Origin of the sequence: Ferrovum sp. (assembly GCF_027317285.1) — a bacterium.
Taxonomy (GTDB): domain Bacteria; phylum Pseudomonadota; class Gammaproteobacteria; order Burkholderiales; family Ferrovaceae; genus Ferrovum.
This window is the reverse complement of sequence record NZ_DAHVHV010000034.1, coordinates 1-23,040: the sequence shown is the minus strand read 5'-3', so window position 1 is coordinate 23,040 and position 23,040 is coordinate 1. Positions and strand designations below refer to the sequence as shown.

The following is a 23,040-nucleotide window of genomic DNA, read 5'->3' as shown; positions in this document are numbered from 1 at the left end:
ACCGTGAGGCTTGATCCTATAATCGCAGGCATCTGCGAGTTCGTGAAACAATCAACCCAGAACTTTACTTCAACCAGTTTGTGCGTGCCGACGCGTTTTATGTTTGGCGGCCATAGCGTCTTGGACCCACCCCTTCCCATCCCGAACAGGGACGTGAAACGAGACAGCGCCGATGATAGTGTGGATTACCCATGCGAAAGTAGGTCACCGCCAGACACCCCATTCCTCCCTTCCGCTTTGGAAGGGAACCAGAAAAGCACCGTCCCAGCGACCGTGCTTTTTTTGCGTCCGCTCAACTCTTGCGCCATTGGCCGTGTTGCAGAAAGAATTGGCAATCGGCCATGTTTGGGCCAATTCTTGCTATCATTCCCCCCTACGTTGGGCAAGGGAGACTCCGCTGGCTTCGTTTCAGGAAATATCCGAATTTCTCGCAAGTGCAGAACGGCGCGCCTTTAAACAGGCGGTGTATGCAGTGCAGGAGGATTCTGCGGCTCTGGATATCGTTCAGGATGCCATGCTCAAGTTGACTGAAAGCTATTCAGATCGGCCAGTGGAGGAACTTTCACCCTTGTTTCAGAGAATTCTCCAGAATACGATCCGAGACCACTACCGGCGTTTCAAGGTTCGTTCCACCTGGACACCCCTGGTCGGGTCCTTCAATCGGGGGAGAGAGGATGGAGACGAAGACTTTGACCTTATTGATTCGGTGGAGGATTCGGAAGAAGGTCGACACATCTCCCTGGTTCCGGATTTACAATTAAATCAAAAACAAACACTCGTTTTGATCGAGGGTGCCTTACAAAATCTTCCGATGCGTCAACGAGAAGCCTTTCTGTTGCGTTACTGGGAGGAGAGAGACGTGGCCGAAACCGCGCAAATCATGGGCTGTTCCGAGGGGAGCGTCAAAACCCATTGTTCCCGTGCCGTACATGCTCTGGCACGTGTCTTGGCTAGTCAGGGATTGAATGACCATGGATGAACGAACTTTTGCAAAATTACTTTGCCGGCAACTGGATCAGGGAACCGATGATCTTGATCCTTCCGTGTTGGCGCGTTTGCGTACGCAGCGCCAAAGAGTGCTTGCGCAGATGTCGGTTTCCACGGAGGGGAGGACCGGGTGGTCGTTGAACGGGACTCATCTGGCAGTGGGAAATTACACGGGACGCTGGTCCCTGATGACGGTCCTGCTGGTTTTTTCTCTGGTGTTTTGTGGTTTCTGGTGGCAGACAAAACATCAGGAGTCGGAGGAGGATGCGGGGTTGCTCGAGGCAAGGATTCTTGCAGCAGAAATACCGCCTCAAGATCTGGCTCAAAAGGATTTCACTGAATGGCTTCAGGAAAAGCGCTGATTGCGGCTTGCCTGCTACTTTCATGGAGCATGGCAGGCGCGCAGGAGGTCACATCAGCACCTGTATGGTCTTCTCTGACCCCCCAACAGCAGACCATTTTGGCGCCCGCAGCCCGGGACTGGGATCATCTGTCCCCCGTACAACGCAAGAGGCTGCTGAGCGCAGCTCAGCATTACCCGAAACTGTCTCCCACCGAACAAGCGCGTTTCCAGAAAAATATTCCCGTCTGGACCCATCTGTCAAAGGCAACCCGCGATCAGGCACGCCACAACTATAAAGTGTTTCATGCGCTTCCCCCGGAAAAACGTGCTGCCATCAAGTCCCGTTGGCGTGCGCATCATTCCTCGGCAACTGCCAGCGGGACGCCTGTTTTGACGCAAGCCGCGCCTGTTCCCGGCCTTCGGCCGACTCCCGCCCCTGTCACCGGCGCCGTTCCTTCGTCCGGCGTCTTACCCGGAACTCCTGCCCCTGCGGTGAAATCTCCTTGACTGCCGGCCCATGGACGCGTTTGCCTTTGCGACCCCGTTTGATCAGTTGGGTCTATGAGGTTTTTTTGGTGGCGGGCGTTCTCATTGCGGCAGCTCTTCCCTTCGTCCGGCTGACTCATTATGCGCTGCATCCCGAATGGCGAGAATGGTACCGTCTCTATTTGTTTGGCGTGGTAGGTTTTTACTTTTCCTGGTTTTGGCACCGTTCAGGACAAACCATTCCGATGCGCACTTGGCATCTTCAGTTGCTGGATTCCACAGGGCGTCCCCCTTCCTGGGGAAAGGCCTTTCTGCGTTATGTTCTGGCGATTCCCGGGTATCTGACGGGAATCAGCCTGCTTTGGGTCCTGGTGGACAAGGAAGGACAATTTCTTCATGATCGCCTGCTGGGTTTGACCATGCGCCAATATTAGGCGCGTTTCTCTCCCCACCAGCCAAGGAATAGTGCCAGTCCCAGAAAAACCAGGCTGGGCGCCGTGGTACTGTAAATGGGGCCCCAACCGTTGAGTTGTCCCAGATAGGAAAAAAAACGGTTACTCAGATAAAAACCCAGACCCAGACCAATCCCGATCATGATCCGCACGCCCACGGCTCCTGCACGCGGGCGTTGCAGTCCGAAGGGCAGGGCCAGCAACATCATGACGAGACTGGAAAAGGGGTAGAACACCTTGCCCCATTGGGCGACTTCGAAGCGCAGGGTTTGCTGGTGGTTGTCACGCAAATGCTGGATGTAGGAGCGAAGATTCCAAAGGGCCATCTGTTCCGGTTCCACCAGCAAGGTGGACATCACCTGGGGAGACAACACGGAATCCCATCGCACATGGTCCTCATGTACCACCGAGACGACGCCCTGGGGAGAGAAAATCGTTCGTTCCACCTGCTTCATTTCCCATTCGTGATCCTGCAGGTAGAGGGCACGGTGTGCCGTGCTGATGCGCTGAAGACGGCGGTGGTTGTCAAATTCGTAGATACGCAGATCTTGCAGGGAATTATCCGGCATCATTTCACGAATATTGATGAAACTGCCCTTGTCCTTGATCCAGATGCCCGAGCGGAACTGGGTGGCGACCAGGTTGTTGAGCGCTTTCAAGCGCCATTGTTGTGCGGCTTCCTCCGTGAATGGCATGATCAATTCCCCCAGAATGAAAGCCACCAGTACGAATCCTGCGCCGATTCGGAGCAGGGACTGGGCCAGTCGCTGGCGGGACATGCCTGAACTGCGCATGACGGTGATTTCGGAATGCTGGGCAAGAGTGGTCAGCGCATAGAGTGTGCCAATCAGGGTGGCAATGGGAAATAATTCATAAGCGTGGCCCGGCAGAGCCAGGATGACGAATACGCCGATCTGCCACAGGGTATAGCCGCCCTTGCCGATATCGTTCAGTTCGTGGATGAGATCGAAAAAGGAAAACAGAAAGAGCAGGGCAGTGAAGACCAGTCCGGTACCCGACAGGACCTCACGCGCCAGATAGCGGTCAATCAGTATTCCGCGCCAGCGTTTCACAAGGCTTCCCGCAACTGGTCCAGGATCGTCGGGTTTTCCAGGGTGGAAACATCCTGGATCAGAGGTTCCCCTCGGGCCAGAGAGCGGAGTAAACGACGCATGATTTTACCGGACCGGGTCTTGGGCAGGTTATCCCCGAAACGAATGTCACGAGGTTTGGCAATCGGACCGATTTCCTGGGTGACCCACTGGCGCAACGTGGAAGCCAACTGTTGGGCCTCTGCGCCGGCGGGGCGTTGCTGTTTCAGGACGACAAAGGCCACGATGGCTTCTCCCGTGACGTCATCGGGTTTTCCCACGACGGCAGCCTCTGCCACAAGGGGGTGGGTCACCAGTGCGGATTCCACTTCCATGGTGCCCAGACGATGCCCCGATACGTTGAGGACGTCATCGATGCGTCCGGTGATGGTGAAATAACCTGTCGCGGCATCTTTGACCGCACCATCCCCCGCCAAATAGTATCCCCTCAGTTCGGGAGGAAAGTAGGTTTTCTGGAAACGCTCCGGGTTACCCCACAGGTTTCGCAGCATGGCAGGCCAGGGGCGGCGGATGACCAGCAAACCGCCGTGTCCGGGCGGGACCTCCTGCCCTGTTTCATCGACCACTGCTGCATCGATGCCGGGTAAGGGCAGGGTGCAGGAGCCCGGGACGAGTGAGGTGGCCCCGGGCAGAGGGGCGATGACGTGACCGCCAGTTTCGGTTTGCCAGAAGGTATCGACAATCGGACAACGACCGTTCCCTACCTGTTGGTGGTACCACATCCAGGCTTCCGGGTTGATGGGTTCCCCCACCGTACCCAGGAGACGCAAACTGGACAAATCGAAACGCTGCGGATGAATTTCGGGATCCAGGTTGCTGGCCTTGATCAGGGAACGAATGGCCGTGGGTGCGGTATAAAACACGGATATCCGATGCCGTGAAATCATCGACCAGAATCGTCCGGCATGGGGCCAGGACGGGATTCCCTCGTAGATGACCTGGGTGGCCCCTACGGCCAGAGGCCCGTAGTTGACGTAGGTATGCCCGGTAATCCAGCCGATGTCGGCGGTACACCAGTAGATGTCTTCAGGGTGATGATCAAAGACCCAGGTCATGGTCAGGATGGACCATAACAGGTAGCCGGCGGTGGCATGCTGAACGCCTTTGGGCTTGCCCGTGGATCCCGAGGTGTAGAGAATGAACAGGGGGTGTTCTGCCTCTACCCAGGTAGGAGTGCAGAGCGGGGACTGGGATTCCTCGAGGGGTTTCATCCACAGATCCCGTGCGGAGTCCCAAGGGATGCTTTCTCCCGTTCGCGCATAGACGATGACTTTCTCGACCGTTTCAACACCCATGCGCAGGGCTTCATCCACGATGGCCTTGAGCGGGAGGTTCTTGCCCCCGCGTTGCTGGCCATCGGCAGTGATGATGAGGCGTGCGCCCGTATCCAGTATGCGTTCCTGCAAGGATTTGGCTGAAAAACCGCCAAATACCACGGAATGTATGGCCCCGATCCGGGCACAGGCCTGCATGGCGATAATGCCTTCGAGGGACATGGCAATGTAGATGATGACCCGGTCTCCCTTGCTGATGCCGAGCGACTTGAGCGCATTGGCGAAGCGACAGACACGCTCATGAAGCGCATGATAGGTGAGGGTGGTGACCGTTCCATCGTCAGCCTCAAAGATCAGGGCGGTTTTTTCGCCCATTCCTCGTTCGATGGGGACATCCAGGCAGAGGTGGGAGGCGTTCAGCGTCCCTTCTTCGAACCAGCGGTAGAAGGGGGGATTGCGGTCGTTGAGAACGGTCTGGAAAGGCGTTTTCCAGACCAGGTGGGTTCGCGCCAGGCGTCCCCAGAATTCCGCCGGGTCGCGTTCTGCCTCGCTGACCAGGGACAGGTAAGCGGCGTGACCTGAAACATTGGCCTGGGCAACCCAAGTGGCATCCGGCGCAAAAAGACGATGTTCACGGTGCAACACTTCAGTCGACATGGTTTTTCCCTCAGAGATTCTGCAGATCGGGCCGCTGGCACGAGGGGGAATTCCCTCATGCCCCGCTTTGGGGCACGAAGCGTTATTATAGCCACAGTCGCACACAAGGTTTTCCGGCACGGGTGCTATTTTACGGGAGAGAACAGGTGGTCAGCATAGAACAGAAAGATCTGGTTCAGAGTATTGCAGATGCGCTGCAGTACATTTCCTATTACCATCCGGTGGACTATGTCCAGTCCCTGGGGGTTGCCTGGGAACACGAGCGGTCTCCTGCCGCGCGCGATGCCATGGCCCAGATCCTGACCAATTCGCGCCTGTGTGCCGAGGGTCATCGCCCCATTTGCCAGGACACGGGCATTGTGAATGTCTTTCTCAAAGTGGGGCTGAAGGCACGCCTGAACCTGTCCGGCTCATTGGATGATGCGGTGAACGAAGGCGTACGGCAAGCCTACCTGAATCCTGACAATCCGTTGCGGGCATCCATCGTGAGCGATCCCGCCGGAAAACGGCGCAACACCCGGGATAATACGCCCGCAGTGATTCAAGTGTCACTGGTTCCGGGAGAGACGGTGGAAGTCATCGTGGCCGCCAAAGGCGGAGGATCGGAGAACAAGGCCAGACTGGCGATGCTCAATCCTTCGGATTCCCTGGTGGATTGGGTTTTGACCACCGTCCCCACCCTGGGCGCCGGGTGGTGCCCGCCGGGGATGCTGGGGATCGGCATTGGCGGAACTGCCGAGAAGGCCATGCTCCTGGCCAAGGAGTCCCTCATGGCGCCCATCGACATGAGCCTGCTCAAGGCACGGGGCCCCGCCAACACGGTGGAGTCCCTTCGCATCGAACTGTATGACAAGGTCAATGCCCTGGGCATCGGCGCCCAGGGATTGGGCGGAATGACGACGGTACTCGATGTCAAGATCCTCGACTATCCCACCCATGCGGCATCCCTGCCCGTGGCCCTGATTCCCAACTGTGCCGCCACACGCCATATCCATTTCACTCTGGACGGGTCTGGCCCCGCCTCTTTTGCGCCTCCTCGTCTGGAAGACTGGCCTGCGGTAACCTGGCACGCCGCGCCTACGGCACGTCGGGTGAATCTGGAGACTGTGCGGAAGGAAGATCTGACTGATTGGAAACCCGGCGACACGCTTCTCCTGACCGGTAAATTGCTGACCGGACGCGATGCGGCCCATCTGCGTATCCAGCAGTTGTTGTCACGTGGGGAACCCTTGCCGGAAGGGCTGGATTTTACGCACCGCTTCATTTATTACGTGGGCCCGGTGGATCCGGTGGCAGGGGAGGTGGTGGGGCCCGCAGGCCCCACCACGGCCACGCGCATGGACAAGTTTACGGAGTTCATGTTGGAACGGACCGGGCTGATCGGGATGATCGGCAAGGCAGAGCGCGGTCCCACGGGCATCGAAGCCATCCGCAAACATCGCTCGGTTTCCCTGATTGCCGTGGGCGGGGCAGCATATCTGGTTTCCAAGGCAATTCGCGCCGCACGGGTAGTCGCCTTCGCTGATTTGGGCATGGAGGCGGTTTATGAGTTCGAAGTGGAGGATATGCCCGTCACGGTGGCCGTGGACTGTGCGGGCAACTCGATACATCAGAGTGGTCCTGCCGAATGGCGGGTTTTGCTCTCTGACATTGCGCATCACGAACGCTAAGGTGATTCCTGTTTTGCCGATTCCGTGGAAGCCGGGATCAGTGCGGTCAGGGTATCCAGGACCCGGGTGACCTGCCGGGCACGCTCCAGGGGTTCCGCTGCCCGATACTGCACGCGCAGGCGATCATTGCCCGCCAAGCGGTAGTGGGATTGGCGTTGCAGCAGGTGAATGAAGTCCAGGGGGTCGAAGGGGGGCTGGGCGGAAAATTGAAACAGTGCGCCTTCTTCATGGGCATCGATCTTTCGGATTCCCAGGGGTCGGCCCAGGATGCGCAGGCGATGACATTCGATCAGCGTATGGGTTTCCTCTGGCAGCAAACCGAAGCGATCGATCAGTTCTTCCTGAAGATCGATCAATGTATCGACGGTGTCACAGTTGGCCAGACGCTTGTATAGAACCAGGCGTTCCTGGACGTCGCCGCAGTAAGCGGCAGGAAGCAGGGCTGGGGCATGCAGGTTGATTTCCAGGGCGATGTCGAGGGGGCGTTCGGGATCCCAGGTTTTCCCCTGCTGAAGGGCTTTCACGGCCTGGGTGAGCATCTGGGTGTACAGGTTGAATCCAACGCCCTGGATGTCTCCGCTTTGAGAATCTCCCAGGACTTCACCGGCGCCCCGGATTTCCAGATCCTGTAGCGCCAGGTAAAATCCGGCCCCCAATTCTTCCATTTGCTGGATGGCTTCCAGACGTTTTTTGGCGGTCGCGGTCAGGGCGTCTTCCGGCGGTGTGAGCAGGTAAGCATAGGCCTGATGGTGGGATCGCCCCACCCGTCCCCGTAATTGATGCAACTGAGCCAGACCGAACCGATCGGCGCGATGGATCAGGATGGTATTGGCGTTTGGCACGTCGATGCCGGTTTCGATGATGGTGGAACAGAGCAGGAGATTGACTCGTTGCTGGTAGAAATCGCGCATGACCTGTTCCAGTTCCCGCTCGCGCATCTGCCCATGGGCCACGGCGATGCGCGCTTCCGGAAGGAGCGTGCTCAGGCGCTGATGCTCGTTTTCCATGGTCTCCACTTCGTTATAGAGAAAATACAGCTGTCCTCCGCGCTTCAGTTCGCGCAGGACTGCCTCACGGATTAGACCATCCGATTGGGGATGTACGAAGGTTTTGATGGCCAGGCGTTTTTGCGGGGCCGTGGCGATGACCGAGAAATCGCGCAGTCCCTCGAGCGCCAGGGAGAGGGTGCGGGGAATGGGGGTGGCCGTGAGAGTGAGTACATCCACCTCGGCACGGAGAGCCTTGAGGCGCTCCTTTTGGCGCACCCCGAAACGGTGCTCCTCGTCGATGATGACCAGTCCCAGACGCGCAAAGCGGACGTTTTCCCCGATCAGTTTATGGGTGCCGATGACCAGATCGATTTTGCCTTCTTCCAGGGCCAGCAGGGTCGCCGTGACTTCCTTGGCGGAGCGGAAGCGGGACAGTTCGGCGATCCGCACCGGCCAATCTGCAAAACGATCGGAAAAGTTCTGAAAATGCTGTTCGGCCAGCAAGGTGGTGGGGACCAGCAAGGCAACCTGGCGCCCCGCATGGATTGCCTGAAAAGCCGCGCGCATGGCCACTTCCGTCTTGCCAAACCCCACGTCACCACAGATCAATCGATCCATGGGTTTGGGGGCAGCCAGATCGGCGCGTACGGCAGCGATGGCGGCGGATTGATCGGGGGTTTCCTCGAAAGGGAAGCCTGCGGCAAAGGCGGCGTAGGCCTGATCATCCAGAGGGCAGGCCCAGCCGGCACGGGTGGCGCGCCGCGCATAGAGATCGAGCAGTTCGGCTGCGGTATCGCGCGCCTGACGGGCGGCCTGTCGTTTGGCTTTTTCCCACTGTCCGCTACCCAATCGGTGCAGCGGTGCGGCTTCGGGCGGGCCGCCCGAGTAACGGCTGATCAGATGCAACTGAGCCACGGGGACATACAGGACATCGTCGCCGGCATAGGATAATTGCATGAATTCCGCCGACCCTTCTCCCAGATCCAGATTCACCAGCCCCTGGAAACGGCCGATGCCATGGTCCTGGTGGACCACCGGGTCACCCACGTGAACTTCCGTCAGGTCACGCAGCAGATTGTCGCTGTTGGTCCTTTGGCGTTCCCGTCGGCGGGTCTGTCGGACTTGACTCTGGAAGAGTTCGTTTTCAGTGACAAGGGCCAGTTGGCCCAGGGAGAAGCCTTCCAGGAGCGGCCCGACGCTCAGCATGAGCGGCGCCGATGCATTCTGGAACTCGGCCCAGTCCTCAGCATCCTCGGGGATCAGGCCCTGCTCCCGCAACAACTGGCGCAACGTTTCGCGCCGCCCCAGACTGTCCGCCAGGATCAGGATCCGTCCGTGGAATGAATTCCGGAAATCTTCCAGTTTCTCCAGCGGGCGGGGCGAACGACGCAGTACCTCGAGCTGGGGGAGGGCTTGCAGGACATCCGGTTCTGATACCTGTTTCCGTGAAAAAGGCTTCATCCCCAGAAAAAATTCTTCCTCTTTCAAGAACAGCGCTGCGGGATCGAGTACGGGATAAGAGCGATCCCCCTTGACCAGTTCCCAGCGGCTGCAAATGGATTCCCAATAGGCACGGATCCCGGTCGTCAGATCGGGGAGGGGGCACAGGACGGAGGAAGGAGGCAGATAATCAAACAGGCTCGCGCATTGGTCGAAAAAGAGGGGCAGGTAATATTCGATTCCGCCGGGGACCAATCCGTTGCCCACGTCGCGGTAAAGGGTGCAGCGTGAGGGATCGCCTTCGAAGTGTTCGCGGAAACTGGAGCGAAAGCGTGATCGTGCGGCTTCATCCAGGGGGAATTCCCGGGCGGGCAGCAGGCGAATCTCGGGAACCGGGTAAAGTGAGCGCTGACTGTCGACATCGAAGGTGCGCAGGGTTTCCAGCGTGGTATCGAAGAGGTCGAGGCGGTAGGGCAGTACGCTCCCCATGGGGAAAAGGTCGATCACGCCGCCGCGCAGACAGAATTCCCCGGGATTGAGTACCTGCTGAACGGCACTGTAACCCGCCTTGACCATCTGTTGGCGCAGGGCTTCGGCATCCAGGGTTTGTCCCTGTTTCAGGACAAAGGTATGCCCTGCCAGATGACTGACGGGCGGCAGGCGCTGGAGCGCAGTACTGATGGGGACCAGTACGACATCGCACTGGCCCTGTGAAATTTGCCAGAGCGTGGCCAGGCGTTCCGAAACCAGGTCCTGATGAGGGGAAAACCGGTCATAGGGGAGGGTTTCCCAATCGGGCAGACAGGAAAGACGCAAGGTGGGCTCGAACCAGGCCATTTCCTCGCGCAGGCGTTGGGCCTGGGCCGTACTTTCGGTCAGAATGACCAGAGGACCTGGGGCGCGCGCGTTCCGGGACAACCGCCAGGCCGCGCCCAGCAAAGGTGAAGGGGACATTGAGGAACCGAATCAGTGACGGAGAGACATGCCTCAGGCTGCCGTACGCGTGGTGAAGCTTTCTCCGCATCCGCAGCTGTCGGTGACATTGGGATTGTCAAATTTGAACGCGGCATTGAGTCCGGTGCGCTGGTAGTCGATGACGGTTCCGTCCAGAAAGGGAAGGTGGTCCCGGTGCACGACGACGAGGGTTCCGCCGGTCTCGAAAGTGACTTCGCCTTCACGCACGTCATCGGCATAGTCCACCACATAAGCCAGTCCGGAACAGCCGGAAGTTTTGGTGCCAAAGCGCAGTCCAATGCCCTGGCCGCGTTTGGCCAGCGATTGGTGAATTTGTTGTGCCGCAGATTCGGTCAGGGTAATGGCCATGGGAGTTCTCCTTTACACGTCTTTCTTGAGGCTATGGATCTGGCGAGAAAGTTCCGCCACTTGCTGACGCAACTGCTCGTTGAGGTGTACCAGTTCCTGCACGGTCACGGCAAGAGGGTCTTTTTCATCGCGCGAGGAACCGTAGGCACTGAACTGGGGGTCGGCCTTGAGGGGCTGGTGTTGGTCATCTTCCAGCAGTCGCCCGGGAATTCCGATGACCGTGGCGCGGGGCGGAACCGGTTTGACCACGACGGCGTTGGAGCCTACCTTGCAGCCTTCACCCAGGACGATGGGTCCGATGACCTTGGCGCCAGCGCCGACGATGACCCCGGGGGCCAGCGTGGGGTGACGTTTGCCTTTATTCCAGGAGGTTCCGCCCAGCGTCACCCCCTGGTAAAGAGTGCAATCGTCACCGACTTCTGCGGTCTCTCCGATCACCACCCCCATGCCGTGGTCGATGAATACGCGCCGCCCCAGTTTTGCGCCGGGGTGAATTTCGATCCCGGTCAGAAAACGGGAGAATTGCGAGACCGCCCGTCCCAGCCACTTGGCATTGCGCTGCCACAGCCCATGGGCCAGCCAATGAAGCAGGATGGCGTGAAAGCCGGGGTAGAGGGTGACGACCTCCCAGCGGCTACGGACCGCCGGATCGCGGTCGAAGACACAGTCAATTTGTTCGCGGATGCGGGACAACATGGGAACTTATCCTCGGTTCAAGGGAGAACTGCCGTCGTCGGCAGGATACAGGGTTCTCAGGATACCACGCAGGATGCTGATTTCCTCTCGTTCCACCCGGGCACGGGAAAACAGGCGGCGCAAACGGACCATCAGGCGTCCGGGGTGTTGGGGGTCGAGGAAACCGCTGCCCGTCAGCACACGTTCCAGGTGGGCATAGAAAAGTTCCATGTCGTCATGGGTGGCGAGCGGGTATTCCCGCGCCTGGGGGCCGCGCTCCTGGCGCAATGCGTGGCGTAATTCATAGGCCACCAACTGGACGGCAGCCCCCAGATTGAGGGAACCAAAGGCAGGGTCGGTGGGAATATGGGCGAGTATCTGGCACAAATCCAGTTCGGCGTTGGTCAGGCCAGACATTTCCGTCCCGAAAACCAGCGCGACTTCCCCTTCCCCAAGTGCTTCCTGGGGCAAGGAGGAGGCCAGTTCGCGCAGCGGCAGCATGGGGTGAGACAAGTCGCGCCGTCGGGCCGTCAACCCCACGCTCAAGGTGACGCCCTGCAGGGCTTCGTCCAGGCTGGCGCAAACCACGGCTCGTGCCAACAGGTCATCGGCTCCGGCAGCCCGCGCACTGGCTTTGGGGTCTGGAAAGTGGCGGGGGTTGACGAGAACCAGTCGGCCAAACCCCATGGTTTTAAGGGCGCGGGCAGCGGCTCCGATATTACCGGGGTGAGTTGGAGTACAGAGGACGAAGCGGAAACGCTCGAACATGAGGCTCAGGCGTTTTGCAAAAGCGGCAGGAGTTGGCCGAATATCTTGGGAGAACCGGCCACCACGTTCCCGGTTTCCAGAAACCGGCTTTCTCCGTCCAGATCGGAGACCAGTCCTCCCGCTTCCTGAATCAGCAGGGTGCCTGCGGCAATGTCCCAAGGCTTGAGATCCAGTTCCCAAAAGGCATCGTAGCGTCCGGCAGCCACATAGGCCAGGTCGATGGCCGCCGAACCGGGGCGGCGCAGACCGGCCGTCTTGCCCATGACTTCCGCCATCATGCGCAGGTAGCGCTCCTGATGGGTCATGTGGCTGTAGGGGAAGCCCGTGCCGATCAGCGATTCATCGAGACGGGTCCGCCCGCTCACGCGGATGCGCCGCTCGTTGAGAAAGGCGCCACTGCCCCGAGTGGCCGTGAACAGGTCGTTGTGGACCGGGTCGTAAACCACGCCCTGCGTCACGATACCTTGATGGGCCAGGGCAATGGAGACGCTGTAGAGAGGAAAACCATGCAGAAAGTTGGTGGTGCCGTCCAGCGGGTCAATGATCCAGCAGTAGGGGGAATCTCCCGAGGCCCCGCTTTCTTCGCACAGGAAGGCGTGGTCCGGGTAAGCCTCTCCGAGTATTTCCAGGATGACTTGTTCCGCGGCGCGGTCCACTTCGGAAACGAAGTCGGCATGGGCCTTCTTGCTGACCGTGAGGTGTCCCACGTCCTGGGCGGCGCGCTGGATCAGGTTTCCTGCCCGGCGGGCAGCTTTAATGGCAACGTTGAGTTGGGGGTGCATGGTGGCGAACTTCTCGATTGGGCAGCGAAACCCTTCATTATACGCCGGTCTGCGGGATATCGACGAAGAATGAATCGATAATTGACCCTGGCGGCCAGTCCCCGGATAATCGGAGGGACATTTTGACCGAGGAATCCGACCATGCCTTATCTGATTGAAACCTGGGATAAACCGGAACAGGGTGCGGTACGCCAGGCAAATCGTCCGGCCCATCTGGCCTGGCTGGAAGAAAACAAATCCCGGCTATTGGCCTGTGGAGCCAAGATGGACGATGCGGGGCAGACGGCGCAGGGGAGCTTTTACATCGTCGATGTGGAGGAGCGAGCCGATGCCGAACGCTTCATCGCCGCAGACCCTTTCACCCAGGTGGGCTTGCCGGCGCGCGTGACGATCACACGCTGGCGCCTGGCTTTTCTGGATCGCCGCTCCTATCTTTGAGGGAGAGCGGCGGCCCTTGTCGTTTTAGTTCCCGGGAGACAGGAACCGCTGCAGACGACGTGTCACGGCCTCTCGTCCGATCAGGTGCAGCGTGACTTCCAGGGAGGGGGTGTGGGCGGTCCCGCACAGAATGGCGCGCAGAGGCATGCCCAGGGGCCCCATCTTGAGGCCGTGGGCCAGGGCGGTTTGTTTGACGAGGGGGCCCAGGGCTTCCGGAGTCCAGTCCGCTGTCTGGAATGCGTTCAGACATTCGTGCAAGGCGTCTCGTACCGCGCCTTCCGGGGGGTGGGCCAGGATTTCGAAAGTGGGGGCAGGATCCGTGTAAAAGTAGCGGGCGGCCTCGGCCAGTTCCGTGGCACGGCTGAGGCGTCCCTTGAGCAGGGCGACGACCTGCTCGGGGGCGGGGCCCTGAGCCCATTCGGCGTCGCTCAGGGTCAAGTCCGTCCGGAGTTGGGTGGCCAGGCGCGCATCGGAGGATTCTTTCAGGTAGTGCTGATTGAGCCAGAGTAATTTTTCTGGATTGAAACGGGCGGGGGAGCGGTTGACGTGGGCCAGATCAAACCAGGCGACCAGGTCCTCCTGCGAAAAGATCTCTGCATCGCCGTGAGACCATCCCAGCCGTGCCAGATAATTGAGCAGGGCCTCCGGCAAAAAACCTTCTTCCTGATACTGCAGGACATTGACCGCGCCGTGCCGCTTGGACAGACGTTCGCCATCCTGTCCCAGAATCATGGGCAGGTGGGCAAATTGCGGAAGGGAGGCTCCCAGAGCCTGGATCAGGTGGATTTGACGCGGGGTATTGTTCACATGGTCGTCCCCCCGGATGATATGGGTGATCTGCATATCCAGATCATCCACCACCACGCCGAAGTTGTAGGTGGGGATGCCATCGGCACGCAGCAGTACCAGATCATCCAGTTCCGAATTGGCCACCGTGATGGGGCCCTTGATCAAGTCGTGAAAAGTGACACTGCCTTCCAGGGGGGTCTTGAAACGGATGACCGGAGTGACACCCGCCGGGGGCGTCGCTCTGGAATCGCGCCAGCGTCCGTCATAACGCGGTTTTTCTCCACGGGCGCGCTGACTTTCACGTAACGTCTCCAGTTCTTCGCGGCTGGCATAGCAAGGGTAGGCCCAACCGGTCGTGAGCAGATGATCGGCCACTTCACGATAACGGGACAGGCGTTGCATCTGGTAGAAGGGGCCTTCGTCGTAATTCAGTCCCAGCCAGGCCATGCCCTCCAGAATGGCTTGGGTGGAGGCTGCAGTGGAACGTTCGCGGTCCGTATCCTCGATGCGCAGTACGAAGGAACCTCCGTGGTGGCGGGCGTAGGCCCAGGAAAAAAGGGCGGTACGGGCCCCTCCAATATGCAGGTAGCCGGTGGGGCTGGGCGCGAAACGGGTGCGAACCATGATCACATTTCCTGAACCAAAGGCGTCATTGTAACGCGAGGGCTCTGGAAGTCGCAGGGGGATGGTACACTTGGTCCATGCGTGACACCCTCCTGGGGGGGCTGACCCCCGATGAATTTCTGAGCCGGCACTGGCACAAGTCGCCTCTGCGGGTGCCTCAGGCCGTGCCTGGTTTTTTGGGGTTATTGACCCCTGCGGAAATCAAGCGCCTGGCTACCCGTCCAGCGGTTCAGGCACGCCTGATCCTGCGCCAGGGAAAGCGTTGGGTGTTGCGGCATGGCCCTTTTCGTCCCATCGATTTTAAAACCTTGCCGGATAAAAACTGGACGGTGCTGGTTCAGGAGTTGAATCACTGGTTGCCGGAAGGCGAGGCTTTGCTCCAGGAATTCGACTTTTTGCCGCATGCGCGGCTGGATGATTTGATGGTGAGTTATGCCGTTCCCGGGGGAGGCGTGGGCCCCCATTTCGATTCTTATGACGTTTTTCTGTTGCAGGGATTCGGCACCCGGCGCTGGGGGATTGCGGAAACGGAAGATCTGGAGTTGCTGCCCGACAGCGACCTCAAGTTGCTGCGCCGTTTTTCTCCGCAGGCGCAGTGGGATCTGGAGGCGGGAGACATGCTCTACTTACCCCCCCACTGTGCCCATGACGGGGTGGCCTTGAGTGAATGTTTTACCTATTCCATCGGATTCCGGGCGCCAACCTACCAGGAATGGGTAGAGGCGTTTCTGGACTTCCTGCGGGATCGTCTGCAGGTCGAAGGGCGCTACGCCGATCCGGATCTGAGCCTTTCTGCGCATCCGGGTGAAATTCCTCCGGCATTGATCGCTCAGGTGGATCGCATGTTGCGCCAGCAGGTGCGTTGGTCCCACTCACTGGTGGCGGAATGTGTGGGGCGGTATCTGAGCGAACCAAAACCCCATCTGTTTTTTGAGCCGGCGGAAGAAACTTTGACACTCGAGGCCTTTGAACGGCGCTGCTTGCAGCGGGATTTACACCTGGATCCCCGCAGCCAGTTATTGTTTTCTGGAAAATTCTTTTATTTCAACGGCGATCGTTTCGAGTTGCATGGTCAGGGAGCGGCACAAATGCGCCGTCTGGCAGATACCCGAAAATTATCAGCCGGGGTGATGGATGCCGAACTCGTGGGCGTGCTGTATGACGCATGGCAGGCGGGGTGGGTTGAATTTTTTTGATTCCGGGTGTCGAACGCTTGTCGCATCAGGCACAAATGGTGTATGCTCTCGGGGTCTGATGGCTCCCATGGGGCTGTTCAGGATTTGTCATCAACCTCTCCAATAGGACTCATCATGAAACTGAATCTTTTGATTGCTTCCCTGTTTGCCGTGACCCTGGCTGCATGCAGCAAGCCCGAAGCACCCAAGGCCGAAGCCCCCGCTGCACCTGCTGCTGACGCGACTGCACCTGCCGCGCCTGCCGCTGATGCTTCTGCCCCCGCTGCTGCGCCCGCTGCACCTGCTGCTGACGCAAACGCACCTGCTGCTGCACCTGCCGCGCCTGCTGCTGATGCGACTGCGCCTGCTGCACCTGCTGCCGACAAGAAGTAAGTTTAGTAGTTGCGCTGTCAAAAAGCCGGCCTGAGGGTCGGCTTTTTGTTTTGTGGTGTGCCCGCCCGGTAAGGTCGATGAACCCGATCAGAGACAGACTCCCAGAGAAATCCAGTCCAGTCCTGTATCTTGAGCGGCGATAAGAATGCGGTCACTTCCGTTCCTGAGCACCCGGTTGAGTTCGGTCAAGGCATGGTCCGGGGTATTGTTCTTGCGACTGATGTGAGCCGCCACGATCCACTGTAACCCATGGTGGTCAAGACGCTGCGCCAGGCGGGAAGAGGCTTCATTGGACAGATGTCCGTAGGGCCCCTGGACGCGCGCCTTCAAACTGGCTGGATAGGGGCCTTTTTCCAGCAACTCCGGATCGTAGTTGGTTTCCAGAAAGAGTGCGTGACAGCCTTGCAGGGAGCGTTCGATGTGCGGCGTGACGGACCCCGTGTCTGTCAGTAGTCCAAAGCGGCGGTCTCCCGCGCTGAAGACGTATTGCAGGGGTTCGCGGGAGTCATGAGGCACCGCATAGGGAAGGATGTTCATGGGACCCACGGCAAAGGATTCTTCGTCTCGAATGACGCGAATTTGCTCGGGTATTTCCTGTATCAGATCGACCAGCGTACCGAAACTGCCGTAGACAGGGCAGCCCACTCTCTTTGCCAGGGCAGGAATACCGCTCATATGATCGGAGTGCTCATGGGTGACCAGAAGCGCATCCAATTGGGCGCTACAGACCCCCAGCCGGTTCAGGCGTCGTTCGGTTTCCACCAGGGAGAAACCGCAGTCCACCAGAACCAGCGTTTGTGCTGACTGTACCAGTAACCCATTTCCTTCACTGCCGCTGCCCAAAGATGAAAAACGTAGCGCCATGAATCAACAGAGTTCCTGAAACACGACAGAGCAGGCTGCGTGGTCGATATTTTTTTGGGCGTCAGTGCAGTTGGTCATGGATCAGGGTCAGAATCCGTTGGCTGGTAGCGGGCGGGACCTTGGCCTCCGTTTTGTCGCGCAATTCCACAGTGGTGGCATGGCCGCTGACTGAACTGACCGAGAGGCGGTAGGTCTGGGTGTCCTTGGTTTTGTCTTCGGAACGCCAGAACGCCAGTTTGGAGAAAAATCCCTTGCTCCCATTCTTTTTGCCCGACTCTTCATCCGTGGTGTACCGGATGAAGTACACGCCAGCTGCACGATCGCGATCTTCAACAGTGAAGGCGCTCCGATCCAGGGCGAGACCGATCTTGCGCCAGGCGCGATCAAAGGGTTCGTTGAGGGTAAGAACGGTTTCACCGTCCGCCTGGGTGACCAGTTTGGCTGACGGACTGATATGAGGCGTGTTCGTATTATCCGCGGAATCGGCGGGGCCGGGTTTCTGGATCGGCTCCTCTTTGGCTAACAGGGTGTCTGCCTCTTCTGGAGATTCGCCAAATTTTACGGCCAGTTTTTTGAGATATTCCGTTTCAACTTCCGGATTGTCGGGGAGGGGTTGCCATATCGAACCGGTATAGTTGTTTTTGTTCAACATCTCTTCCATCCCCTTGTGAAAGAGATAGACTTCTGTGGTGCCTGGTTCGGCACCGCGCTCGATGCGGACCCGAAATTGGTCGCGCACCGGGCTGGAGACCAGGCTGTCCATCACCGAACTGACAAGGTGTTTGATGTAGTTCTGGGGGGCGGCTGTTTTATTGTCTTTCCATTGGGTTTCCATGATCCCGATTTTCGGGTCGTCGCTCTGCAGTTTGAATCCATTGTCTGCCCAAAAGGATTCCAGTTCCGTCCAAACCTTGCCCGGGGAGGACCTGACCACCAGCCAGCGCTGGGTACCGTCGCTTTCTATTTTGACCTTGTCCCCAAAAGCGGGCAGTACCCCGCTCTGATCTGCAACAGGCAGGCCGCTGTTCGGTTTTTCCTGTTTTTCCTGATTGAATTGTGTCAGGGTCGTGGTTTTGTCCTGTCCTGGAATACCGTACCGGTCATCAGTCTGGATCGGGGTCAGATCGGGAGGCACCTCGAGAGGGGGAGCCGTAGTTGTTACCGTCGTGTAATCGATCTTCTTCGATTGAAAGACTTGGGAAGGAACGCTGCAACCCGCCAACAGGGATGCCGCCAGAACGGCGACGAGAGTTTTATTCATGAACGGAACTTTCCTGCGGTGAGAATGACAAGAGGGCAACCATCAAACCGATGCGAGTTTATCATCCCTGTGCTGGCAAATCACACCCGGCAAGACGCAAGGCGTTGAGCAAGGAATGATGATGGATCCTGGACAGAGGGGTCAGGGGGAGGCGCAAGGCGGGCCTGATTTTTCCCATTTCGGCCAAGGCCCATTTGACGGGGATAGGGTTGGCTTCAACAAACAGCAGGCGATGGAGGTCGAGAAGGGCGTTGTTGATTTCCCGGGTTTTCACGACATCTCCTGCGCGTGCTGCCCGGCAGAGAGCAGCCATCGGGGCTGGAGCCACGTTGGCAGTGACGGAAATGACCCCGTGACCGCCAAGCAACAGGAAGGCAGCGGCACTGCCATCGTCTCCCGTGAGGCAGGCAAATCCCGGGGGGGCGTGGGCAATCAACTCACTGGCCCGGTAAAGATCGGCCGTTGCATCCTTGATGCCGATGATGTTGGGGTGAGCCGCCAGTTTGAGTGCGGTCTCGTTTTGCAGGTCAGCCACCGTGCGTCCGGGTACGTTGTACAGGATCAGAGGCAGATCCACGGCATCCGCGATGGCGGAAAAATGCTGGTACAGTCCTTCCTGGGTAGGCTTGTTGTAATAGGGCACGACGGACAGACCTGCGACGGCCCCCACGCTGTGCGCAAAGCGCGTCAGTTCGATGGCCTCGGTGGTGGAATTGGCTCCGGTGCCTGCAATCACGGGAACCCGGCCCGCAGAATATTCCACGGTTCTGGCAATCAGGGCTTCATGTTCGGTGACGCTGAGGGTAGGGGACTCGCCGGTCGTGCCCACCACCACGATGCCATCGGTTCCTTCGGCGACATGCCAATCGACGAGGCGACGCAACGATTCGAAATCCAGTTCTCCATCATCGGTCAGCGGTGTGACAATGGCTACCAAGCTACCCTGAAACATCATGGAAGTTTCCCGCGCTGAAAACCCTGATTGTACTATCCTACAGGGAAAATGGCGAATGGTGGGAAGAGGGGCGGGGCGGAGTGAGGGACAGAGAATATTGCAGAGGATATTCAGGTATCTCGGAGTCGGGGCGCTCAGGGCATTCTGTTACAATCGACGACTATTTCAGGTGAGAGCGACGTAAGTGAAAATCTTGTTGACAGGGGTAAACGGACAGGTCGGTTCGGCATTGAAACCTTTGCTGATGTCTCTGGGGACGGTACAGTCTCCGCCCAGGGAAGAACTGGATCTGGCTGACGCCCCTGCCGTGGCGGCCTGGGTCCGTCGGCATCGGCCCCATTTGATCGTCAATGCGGCGGCCTACACGGCTGTAGATCGAGCCGAGCAGGAGCAGGAGGCCGCCTTTGCCCTGAATGCCCGACTTCCAGAACAATTGGGGCGTCTTCAGCGCGAATGGGGTGGGGCCATGATCCATTATTCCACGGATTATGTGTTTGACGGGACGCGGGATGGGGCCTATACGGAGGGGGATGAAACGGCCCCTCTCGGTGTTTATGGGCGCAGTAAGCGGGCCGGGGAAGAAGGGCTGATGTCCAGTGGGGCTCCTTCCCTGATTTTTCGGACCAGTTGGGTTTATGGTTTGCATGGACGAAATTTTCTCAGGACCATGTTGCGTTTGGGGCAGGAGCGAGCCAAGATTCAAGTGGTGAACGATCAGTGGGGGGCGCCTACCTGGGCAGGCTCCATTGCCCAGGGGACGATGGCTGTTTGCGCGGCCTTGTGTCGTTCGGCGCAGACAGGGGAGTCACTGGTGGAAGGGGTGTCAGGAAAGGAGGGGATCTACCATCTGACCAATGGGGGGGCCACGACCTGGTACGACTTTACCCGCCGAATCTTTGAACTGCGTCCCGAGTGCCGGGCGCTCGTTCTTCCCATTCCTTCCAGCGATTATCCCAGTCCGGTCCGGCGACCGGCAAACAGCCGTTTGGACAACACCAAGTTGAAAGAAGTGTTCGGCATCCAGTTATCCCACTGGTCCGTGGCGCTGGAAGACTGTTTGGCCGAACTTCCCGCAGTCCATGAAGTATTCACGAAAACTGACGAGGTTTGAGCATCATGATGGGTCATCCTACGCCGCTGGCGGGTGTTTTTCGCATCGAGCCCAAAGTCTATGGAGATGAACGCGGGTTCTTTTTTGAAAGTTTCAATGCCCGGGATTTTGCGCAGTTGACCGGGTATTCGGGGCTCTTTGTGCAGGATAACCACTCCCGTTCGATGCGGGGAGTATTGCGGGGTCTGCATTACCAGATCGTTCAACCTCAGGGCAAGTTGGTGCGGGTGATCGAAGGAGAGGTTTATGACGTGGTGGTGGACATTCGCCGTCATTCCCCTACCTTCGGCCAGCATTACGGATGCATTCTGTCCGCAGAAAATCGTCAGATGCTGTGGATCCCGCCGGGTTTTGCGCACGGCTTTCTGACCTTGTCCGAGCATGCGGCGTTTCTGTACAAGACTACGGACTACTGGTTGGCTACGGCGGAGCGGTCCCTGCGCTGGGACGATCCGGCGCTGGCCATCCCATGGCCCACTGCCTCCGGGATATCTCCCATCCTTTCTGCCAAGGACCGTATGGGCAAGTGTCTGGCAGAGGCTGAAGTGTACGAGGATCTGTGAAATCGGGACCCACCTGGCTGGAAGGATGCTGGGTGGTGCTCGATCATGCCCCGGACGGGGATTCCGTGCGTTTCGTCCCGGACCGCCCGATCCCCGTCGCTCAGTCCATGCCCCGTTTGCGTTGGAGTAAGGACGGTGCCTTGAGCGTGCGCCTGCTGGGTGTGGATGCTCCGGAGATTCATTACCGGCGGCGCGGGCAGCCCTTGTGGCGCCAGCCTCCGCCGTGGGGCGAGCGGGCCGCCCAGGCTCTTCTGAACTTCCTTGGTTTTCCCGTGCTTCAGCGTAACCCTGCCGGACGGGTGGTGGGTGCTGAGCCACAGGCCTGTCGTGGCACCCTGGGTATCCTGCGCGTGGATCGCTATGGCCGTGCTCTGGCTCTGGCCCTACGGGGGGAGCCGCCCCGGGAGTATCATGGGGCGGGGGATGCCTTGCCTGCCTGGAAGGATTCATGGGAAGTCAGCGCCAACCGGGAATTATTGCAGCAGGGTCATGTTTATCCTCTGGTACACAGGGATTTTCCAATGGATTGGCGTGGTTCTCTGAATACTTCGGTTCAAGTGGCGCGGATGCAGGGAAAAGGTGTCTGGCGTGCGGATCGAACCCATTGCGGGATTCCCTGGTCGGCTGCGCAGACCCTGCGTGACACCCTGGAGTCGTCGTGTCTGATCTGGCCTTTTCTGTTTCGTCGCCTGGTGGACGTCGAAGCGGGTTTCCGCCCTGCGGGTTCCGCGATGGAATGGTTGTCACGATTGAATCGTCACGCGGGATCGGTTTCGCTGTCCTCCATCAACGGTACGGTTCCCTTTCTGGACCTGATCACGTTCACCGATGGAAAACTCCGGTTGCTGGTTCCGCCAGAAGAGATTGTGATCCTCTCATAACGAAGAAGCCAACCTCCCCAGCGTGTGGAACTCCCCCAGATGAAGCGGCGGGGGCCGGTTCTGTACGTCTTTTGAAATATCCGATATAATGAGCGGCTTAGTGTGGCCAAGTAGCTCAGTCGGTAGAGCAGAGGACTGAAAATCCTTGTGTCGGTGGTTCGATTCCGCCCTTGGCCACCATCACATCAATAAACACGGGCCTTCCAGGGCATCTTTTTCAGCCGCCCATCATCTCACCCATCATAAATCAAAGTGCTTGATTGCTTCGGATTGATGCGGTCATGGGGTCGACCTCACCCTGGAGGATATTCCGTCACGGTGACGTTAATCTCTGGTGCTGGTGGAGTGGCTGGCAGAAAACGAACCTATTATTCCCATATCACTGCCTCAGCATCCTCATGTAAGCCTCTTCAGGGGATAGGGTGGAATCCAGGGGCATGGGAGCACTGTTGATCTGGATCGTCGGCTGTGCCTCGGTAATCGCCTTGCCTAGCGCCCCAAGCATGTAAATGAGCCGTGATCCCTCTTGGCAATCGATCCTCCCTTGCCGGGCATCCCTGTAAACTCGTGACATTTCCAGACGAACATCATCCAAGGTTTTCAACTTGATTTGCTTGGGGGTAGGGTCTGGCTTTCCCGTATAGCCATCAACGGTTACAGACGGTTTCTCTGCCGAAATGATGGTGAGTTTTGGGGGTCGGGCCATGATGGTTACCCCTCGATTCCGTACCGACGACAGAATTCATGGATCACCTTCGATGCACTTTCACGCGATGCGCTCGGGTCATGGTCCAGAGCAGACAGATCACGCTTCAATCGATCCAGCAGAACCGGGGTAGAGGCGCTTTCCTCGTTCCCTATGGATTCGATTACCAGACGCTCCCTCCGGTGTCGATAGAGCATTGTGCGGGTTCGCCCTGCCTTCGCCTGGCCACTTGGTGGTCTGCCTGGTCGTTTCTTTTCCGTGTCCATTCTCATCCCCTTTATCGTCACCGTGACAATAACCATAATAACGTCACAGTGACAGG

The 23,040-nt window shown here is 58.5% G+C and carries 24 protein-coding genes, 1 tRNA gene and 1 rRNA gene; 14 read left to right on the top strand and 12 right to left on the bottom strand.

Going from position 1 to position 23,040, the window contains the following annotated elements:
- Positions 1-102: 102 nt before the first annotated feature.
- From rrf to M6F29_RS08175, 5 genes are all read left to right on the top strand, one after another.
- Positions 103-216 (top strand): 5S ribosomal RNA (gene rrf / locus M6F29_RS08195).
- Positions 217-397: 181 nt separating this feature from the next.
- Entirely contained in the window at positions 398-979 is a 582-nt protein-coding gene (locus M6F29_RS08190; protein WP_366525972.1) for an RNA polymerase sigma factor, read from the top strand.
- The gene (locus M6F29_RS08185) at positions 972-1,349 is read left to right on the top strand and encodes a DUF3619 family protein (protein ID WP_298158530.1); all 378 of its coding nucleotides are present in this window, start codon (positions 972-974) and stop codon (positions 1,347-1,349) included. Before M6F29_RS08190 ends, M6F29_RS08185 begins: the two co-directional genes overlap by 8 nt.
- Positions 1,328-1,837, top strand: coding sequence for a DUF3106 domain-containing protein (locus M6F29_RS08180; RefSeq protein WP_297454106.1), 510 nt, complete (start codon positions 1,328-1,330; stop codon positions 1,835-1,837). The genes M6F29_RS08185 and M6F29_RS08180 overlap by 22 nt, the downstream gene beginning before the upstream one ends.
- Positions 1,834-2,250 carry an RDD family protein gene (locus tag M6F29_RS08175; protein ID WP_297486438.1) on the top strand — a complete coding sequence of 139 codons (417 nt, stop codon included), beginning with the start codon at positions 1,834-1,836 and terminating at the stop codon, positions 2,248-2,250. The genes M6F29_RS08180 and M6F29_RS08175 overlap by 4 nt, the downstream gene beginning before the upstream one ends.
- Here the strand turns inward: M6F29_RS08175 and lptG are convergent.
- Both lptG and acs read right to left on the bottom strand, forming a co-directional pair.
- Entirely contained in the window at positions 2,247-3,341 is a 1,095-nt protein-coding gene (lptG, locus tag M6F29_RS08170; protein ID WP_297486439.1) for an LPS export ABC transporter permease LptG, read from the bottom strand. The two genes, M6F29_RS08175 and lptG, sit on opposite strands and share 4 nt — an antisense overlap.
- Positions 3,338-5,311 (bottom strand): acetate--CoA ligase, encoded by a 1,974-nt coding sequence (gene acs / locus M6F29_RS08165; protein ID WP_298158527.1) that lies wholly within the window; start codon positions 5,309-5,311, stop codon positions 3,338-3,340. Before acs ends, lptG begins: the two co-directional genes overlap by 4 nt.
- A gap of 146 nt (positions 5,312-5,457) precedes the next feature.
- Between acs and M6F29_RS08160 the strand changes: the two genes are divergently transcribed.
- Positions 5,458-6,981 (top strand): fumarate hydratase, encoded by a 1,524-nt coding sequence (locus M6F29_RS08160; protein WP_298158525.1) that lies wholly within the window; start codon positions 5,458-5,460, stop codon positions 6,979-6,981.
- Here the strand turns inward: M6F29_RS08160 and mfd are convergent.
- The 5 genes from mfd to M6F29_RS08135 are packed head-to-tail and all read right to left on the bottom strand — an operon-like array spanning position 6,978 to position 12,958.
- The gene (gene mfd / locus M6F29_RS08155) at positions 6,978-10,364 is read right to left on the bottom strand and encodes a transcription-repair coupling factor (RefSeq protein WP_298158523.1); all 3,387 of its coding nucleotides are present in this window, start codon (positions 10,362-10,364) and stop codon (positions 6,978-6,980) included. The genes M6F29_RS08160 and mfd overlap by 4 nt on opposite strands.
- 33 nt (positions 10,365-10,397) lie before the next feature.
- Positions 10,398-10,733: a HesB/IscA family protein gene (locus M6F29_RS08150; RefSeq protein ID WP_297454123.1), complete on the bottom strand. Its 336-nt coding sequence runs from the start codon at positions 10,731-10,733 to the stop codon at positions 10,398-10,400.
- A 12-nt stretch (positions 10,734-10,745) separates the two neighbouring features.
- On the bottom strand, positions 10,746-11,429 hold the full coding sequence (gene cysE, locus M6F29_RS08145; RefSeq protein WP_297478734.1) for a serine O-acetyltransferase: 684 nt from the start codon (positions 11,427-11,429) through the stop codon (positions 10,746-10,748).
- 6 nt (positions 11,430-11,435) lie between these two features.
- Positions 11,436-12,176: an RNA methyltransferase gene (locus M6F29_RS08140; RefSeq protein ID WP_297454129.1), complete on the bottom strand. Its 741-nt coding sequence runs from the start codon at positions 12,174-12,176 to the stop codon at positions 11,436-11,438.
- Between the two features lie 5 nt (positions 12,177-12,181).
- On the bottom strand, positions 12,182-12,958 hold the full coding sequence (locus M6F29_RS08135; RefSeq protein ID WP_298158520.1) for an inositol monophosphatase family protein: 777 nt from the start codon (positions 12,956-12,958) through the stop codon (positions 12,182-12,184).
- Positions 12,959-13,099: 141 nt separating this feature from the next.
- Here M6F29_RS08135 and M6F29_RS08130 point away from each other — a divergent pair, with 141 nt between their 5' ends.
- A complete protein-coding gene (locus tag M6F29_RS08130; protein ID WP_297478726.1) occupies positions 13,100-13,396 on the top strand; it encodes a YciI family protein in 297 nt (98 codons plus the stop codon).
- 24 nt (positions 13,397-13,420) lie between these two features.
- Here the strand turns inward: M6F29_RS08130 and gltX are convergent, their stop codons facing one another.
- Positions 13,421-14,809, bottom strand: coding sequence for a glutamate--tRNA ligase (gene gltX, locus M6F29_RS08125; RefSeq protein ID WP_298158518.1), 1,389 nt, complete (start codon positions 14,807-14,809; stop codon positions 13,421-13,423).
- 77 nt (positions 14,810-14,886) lie between these two features.
- On the opposite strand from gltX, the gene M6F29_RS08120 reads away from it, so the two are divergent.
- The gene (locus M6F29_RS08120; protein ID WP_298158516.1) at positions 14,887-16,005 is read left to right on the top strand and encodes a cupin domain-containing protein; all 1,119 of its coding nucleotides are present in this window, start codon (positions 14,887-14,889) and stop codon (positions 16,003-16,005) included.
- Positions 16,006-16,119: 114 nt separating this feature from the next.
- On the top strand, positions 16,120-16,377 hold the full coding sequence (locus M6F29_RS08115; RefSeq protein ID WP_298158514.1) for a hypothetical protein: 258 nt from the start codon (positions 16,120-16,122) through the stop codon (positions 16,375-16,377).
- An 87-nt stretch (positions 16,378-16,464) separates the two neighbouring features.
- On the opposite strand, the gene M6F29_RS08110 is transcribed toward M6F29_RS08115, so the two are convergent.
- From M6F29_RS08110 to dapA, 3 genes are all read right to left on the bottom strand, one after another.
- Entirely contained in the window at positions 16,465-17,241 is a 777-nt protein-coding gene (locus M6F29_RS08110) for an MBL fold metallo-hydrolase (protein WP_298158513.1), read from the bottom strand.
- A gap of 61 nt (positions 17,242-17,302) precedes the next feature.
- Positions 17,303-18,502, bottom strand: a complete 1,200-nt coding sequence (bamC, locus tag M6F29_RS08105; protein ID WP_298158512.1) for an NlpB/DapX family lipoprotein — start codon at positions 18,500-18,502, stop codon at positions 17,303-17,305.
- Positions 18,503-18,563: 61 nt separating this feature from the next.
- Positions 18,564-19,454 carry a 4-hydroxy-tetrahydrodipicolinate synthase gene (gene dapA, locus M6F29_RS08100; RefSeq protein ID WP_366525971.1) on the bottom strand — a complete coding sequence of 297 codons (891 nt, stop codon included), beginning with the start codon at positions 19,452-19,454 and terminating at the stop codon, positions 18,564-18,566.
- A 187-nt stretch (positions 19,455-19,641) separates the two neighbouring features.
- Between dapA and rfbD the strand changes: the two genes are divergently transcribed.
- From rfbD to M6F29_RS08080, 4 genes are all read left to right on the top strand, one after another.
- Complete coding sequence (rfbD, locus tag M6F29_RS08095) at positions 19,642-20,568, top strand: dTDP-4-dehydrorhamnose reductase (RefSeq protein ID WP_298158508.1); 927 nt, start codon at positions 19,642-19,644, stop codon at positions 20,566-20,568.
- A 5-nt stretch (positions 20,569-20,573) separates the two neighbouring features.
- Positions 20,574-21,131, top strand: a complete 558-nt coding sequence (rfbC, locus tag M6F29_RS08090) for a dTDP-4-dehydrorhamnose 3,5-epimerase (RefSeq protein ID WP_298158506.1) — start codon at positions 20,574-20,576, stop codon at positions 21,129-21,131.
- Positions 21,128-22,012 (top strand): thermonuclease family protein, encoded by an 885-nt coding sequence (locus M6F29_RS08085; RefSeq protein WP_298158504.1) that lies wholly within the window; start codon positions 21,128-21,130, stop codon positions 22,010-22,012. The genes rfbC and M6F29_RS08085 overlap by 4 nt, the downstream gene beginning before the upstream one ends.
- A 104-nt stretch (positions 22,013-22,116) precedes the next feature.
- Positions 22,117-22,192: transfer RNA gene (locus M6F29_RS08080), tRNA-Phe, on the top strand.
- Between the two features lie 199 nt (positions 22,193-22,391).
- On the opposite strand, the gene M6F29_RS08075 is transcribed toward M6F29_RS08080, so the two are convergent.
- A complete protein-coding gene (locus tag M6F29_RS08075) occupies positions 22,392-22,718 on the bottom strand; it encodes a hypothetical protein (RefSeq protein WP_298158502.1) in 327 nt (108 codons plus the stop codon).
- Positions 22,719-22,798: 80 nt separating this feature from the next.
- Between M6F29_RS08075 and M6F29_RS08070 the strand changes: the two genes are divergently transcribed.
- A partial coding sequence (locus M6F29_RS08070) for a hypothetical protein (RefSeq protein ID WP_298158500.1) occupies positions 22,799-23,040 on the top strand: 242 nt, incomplete at its 3' end.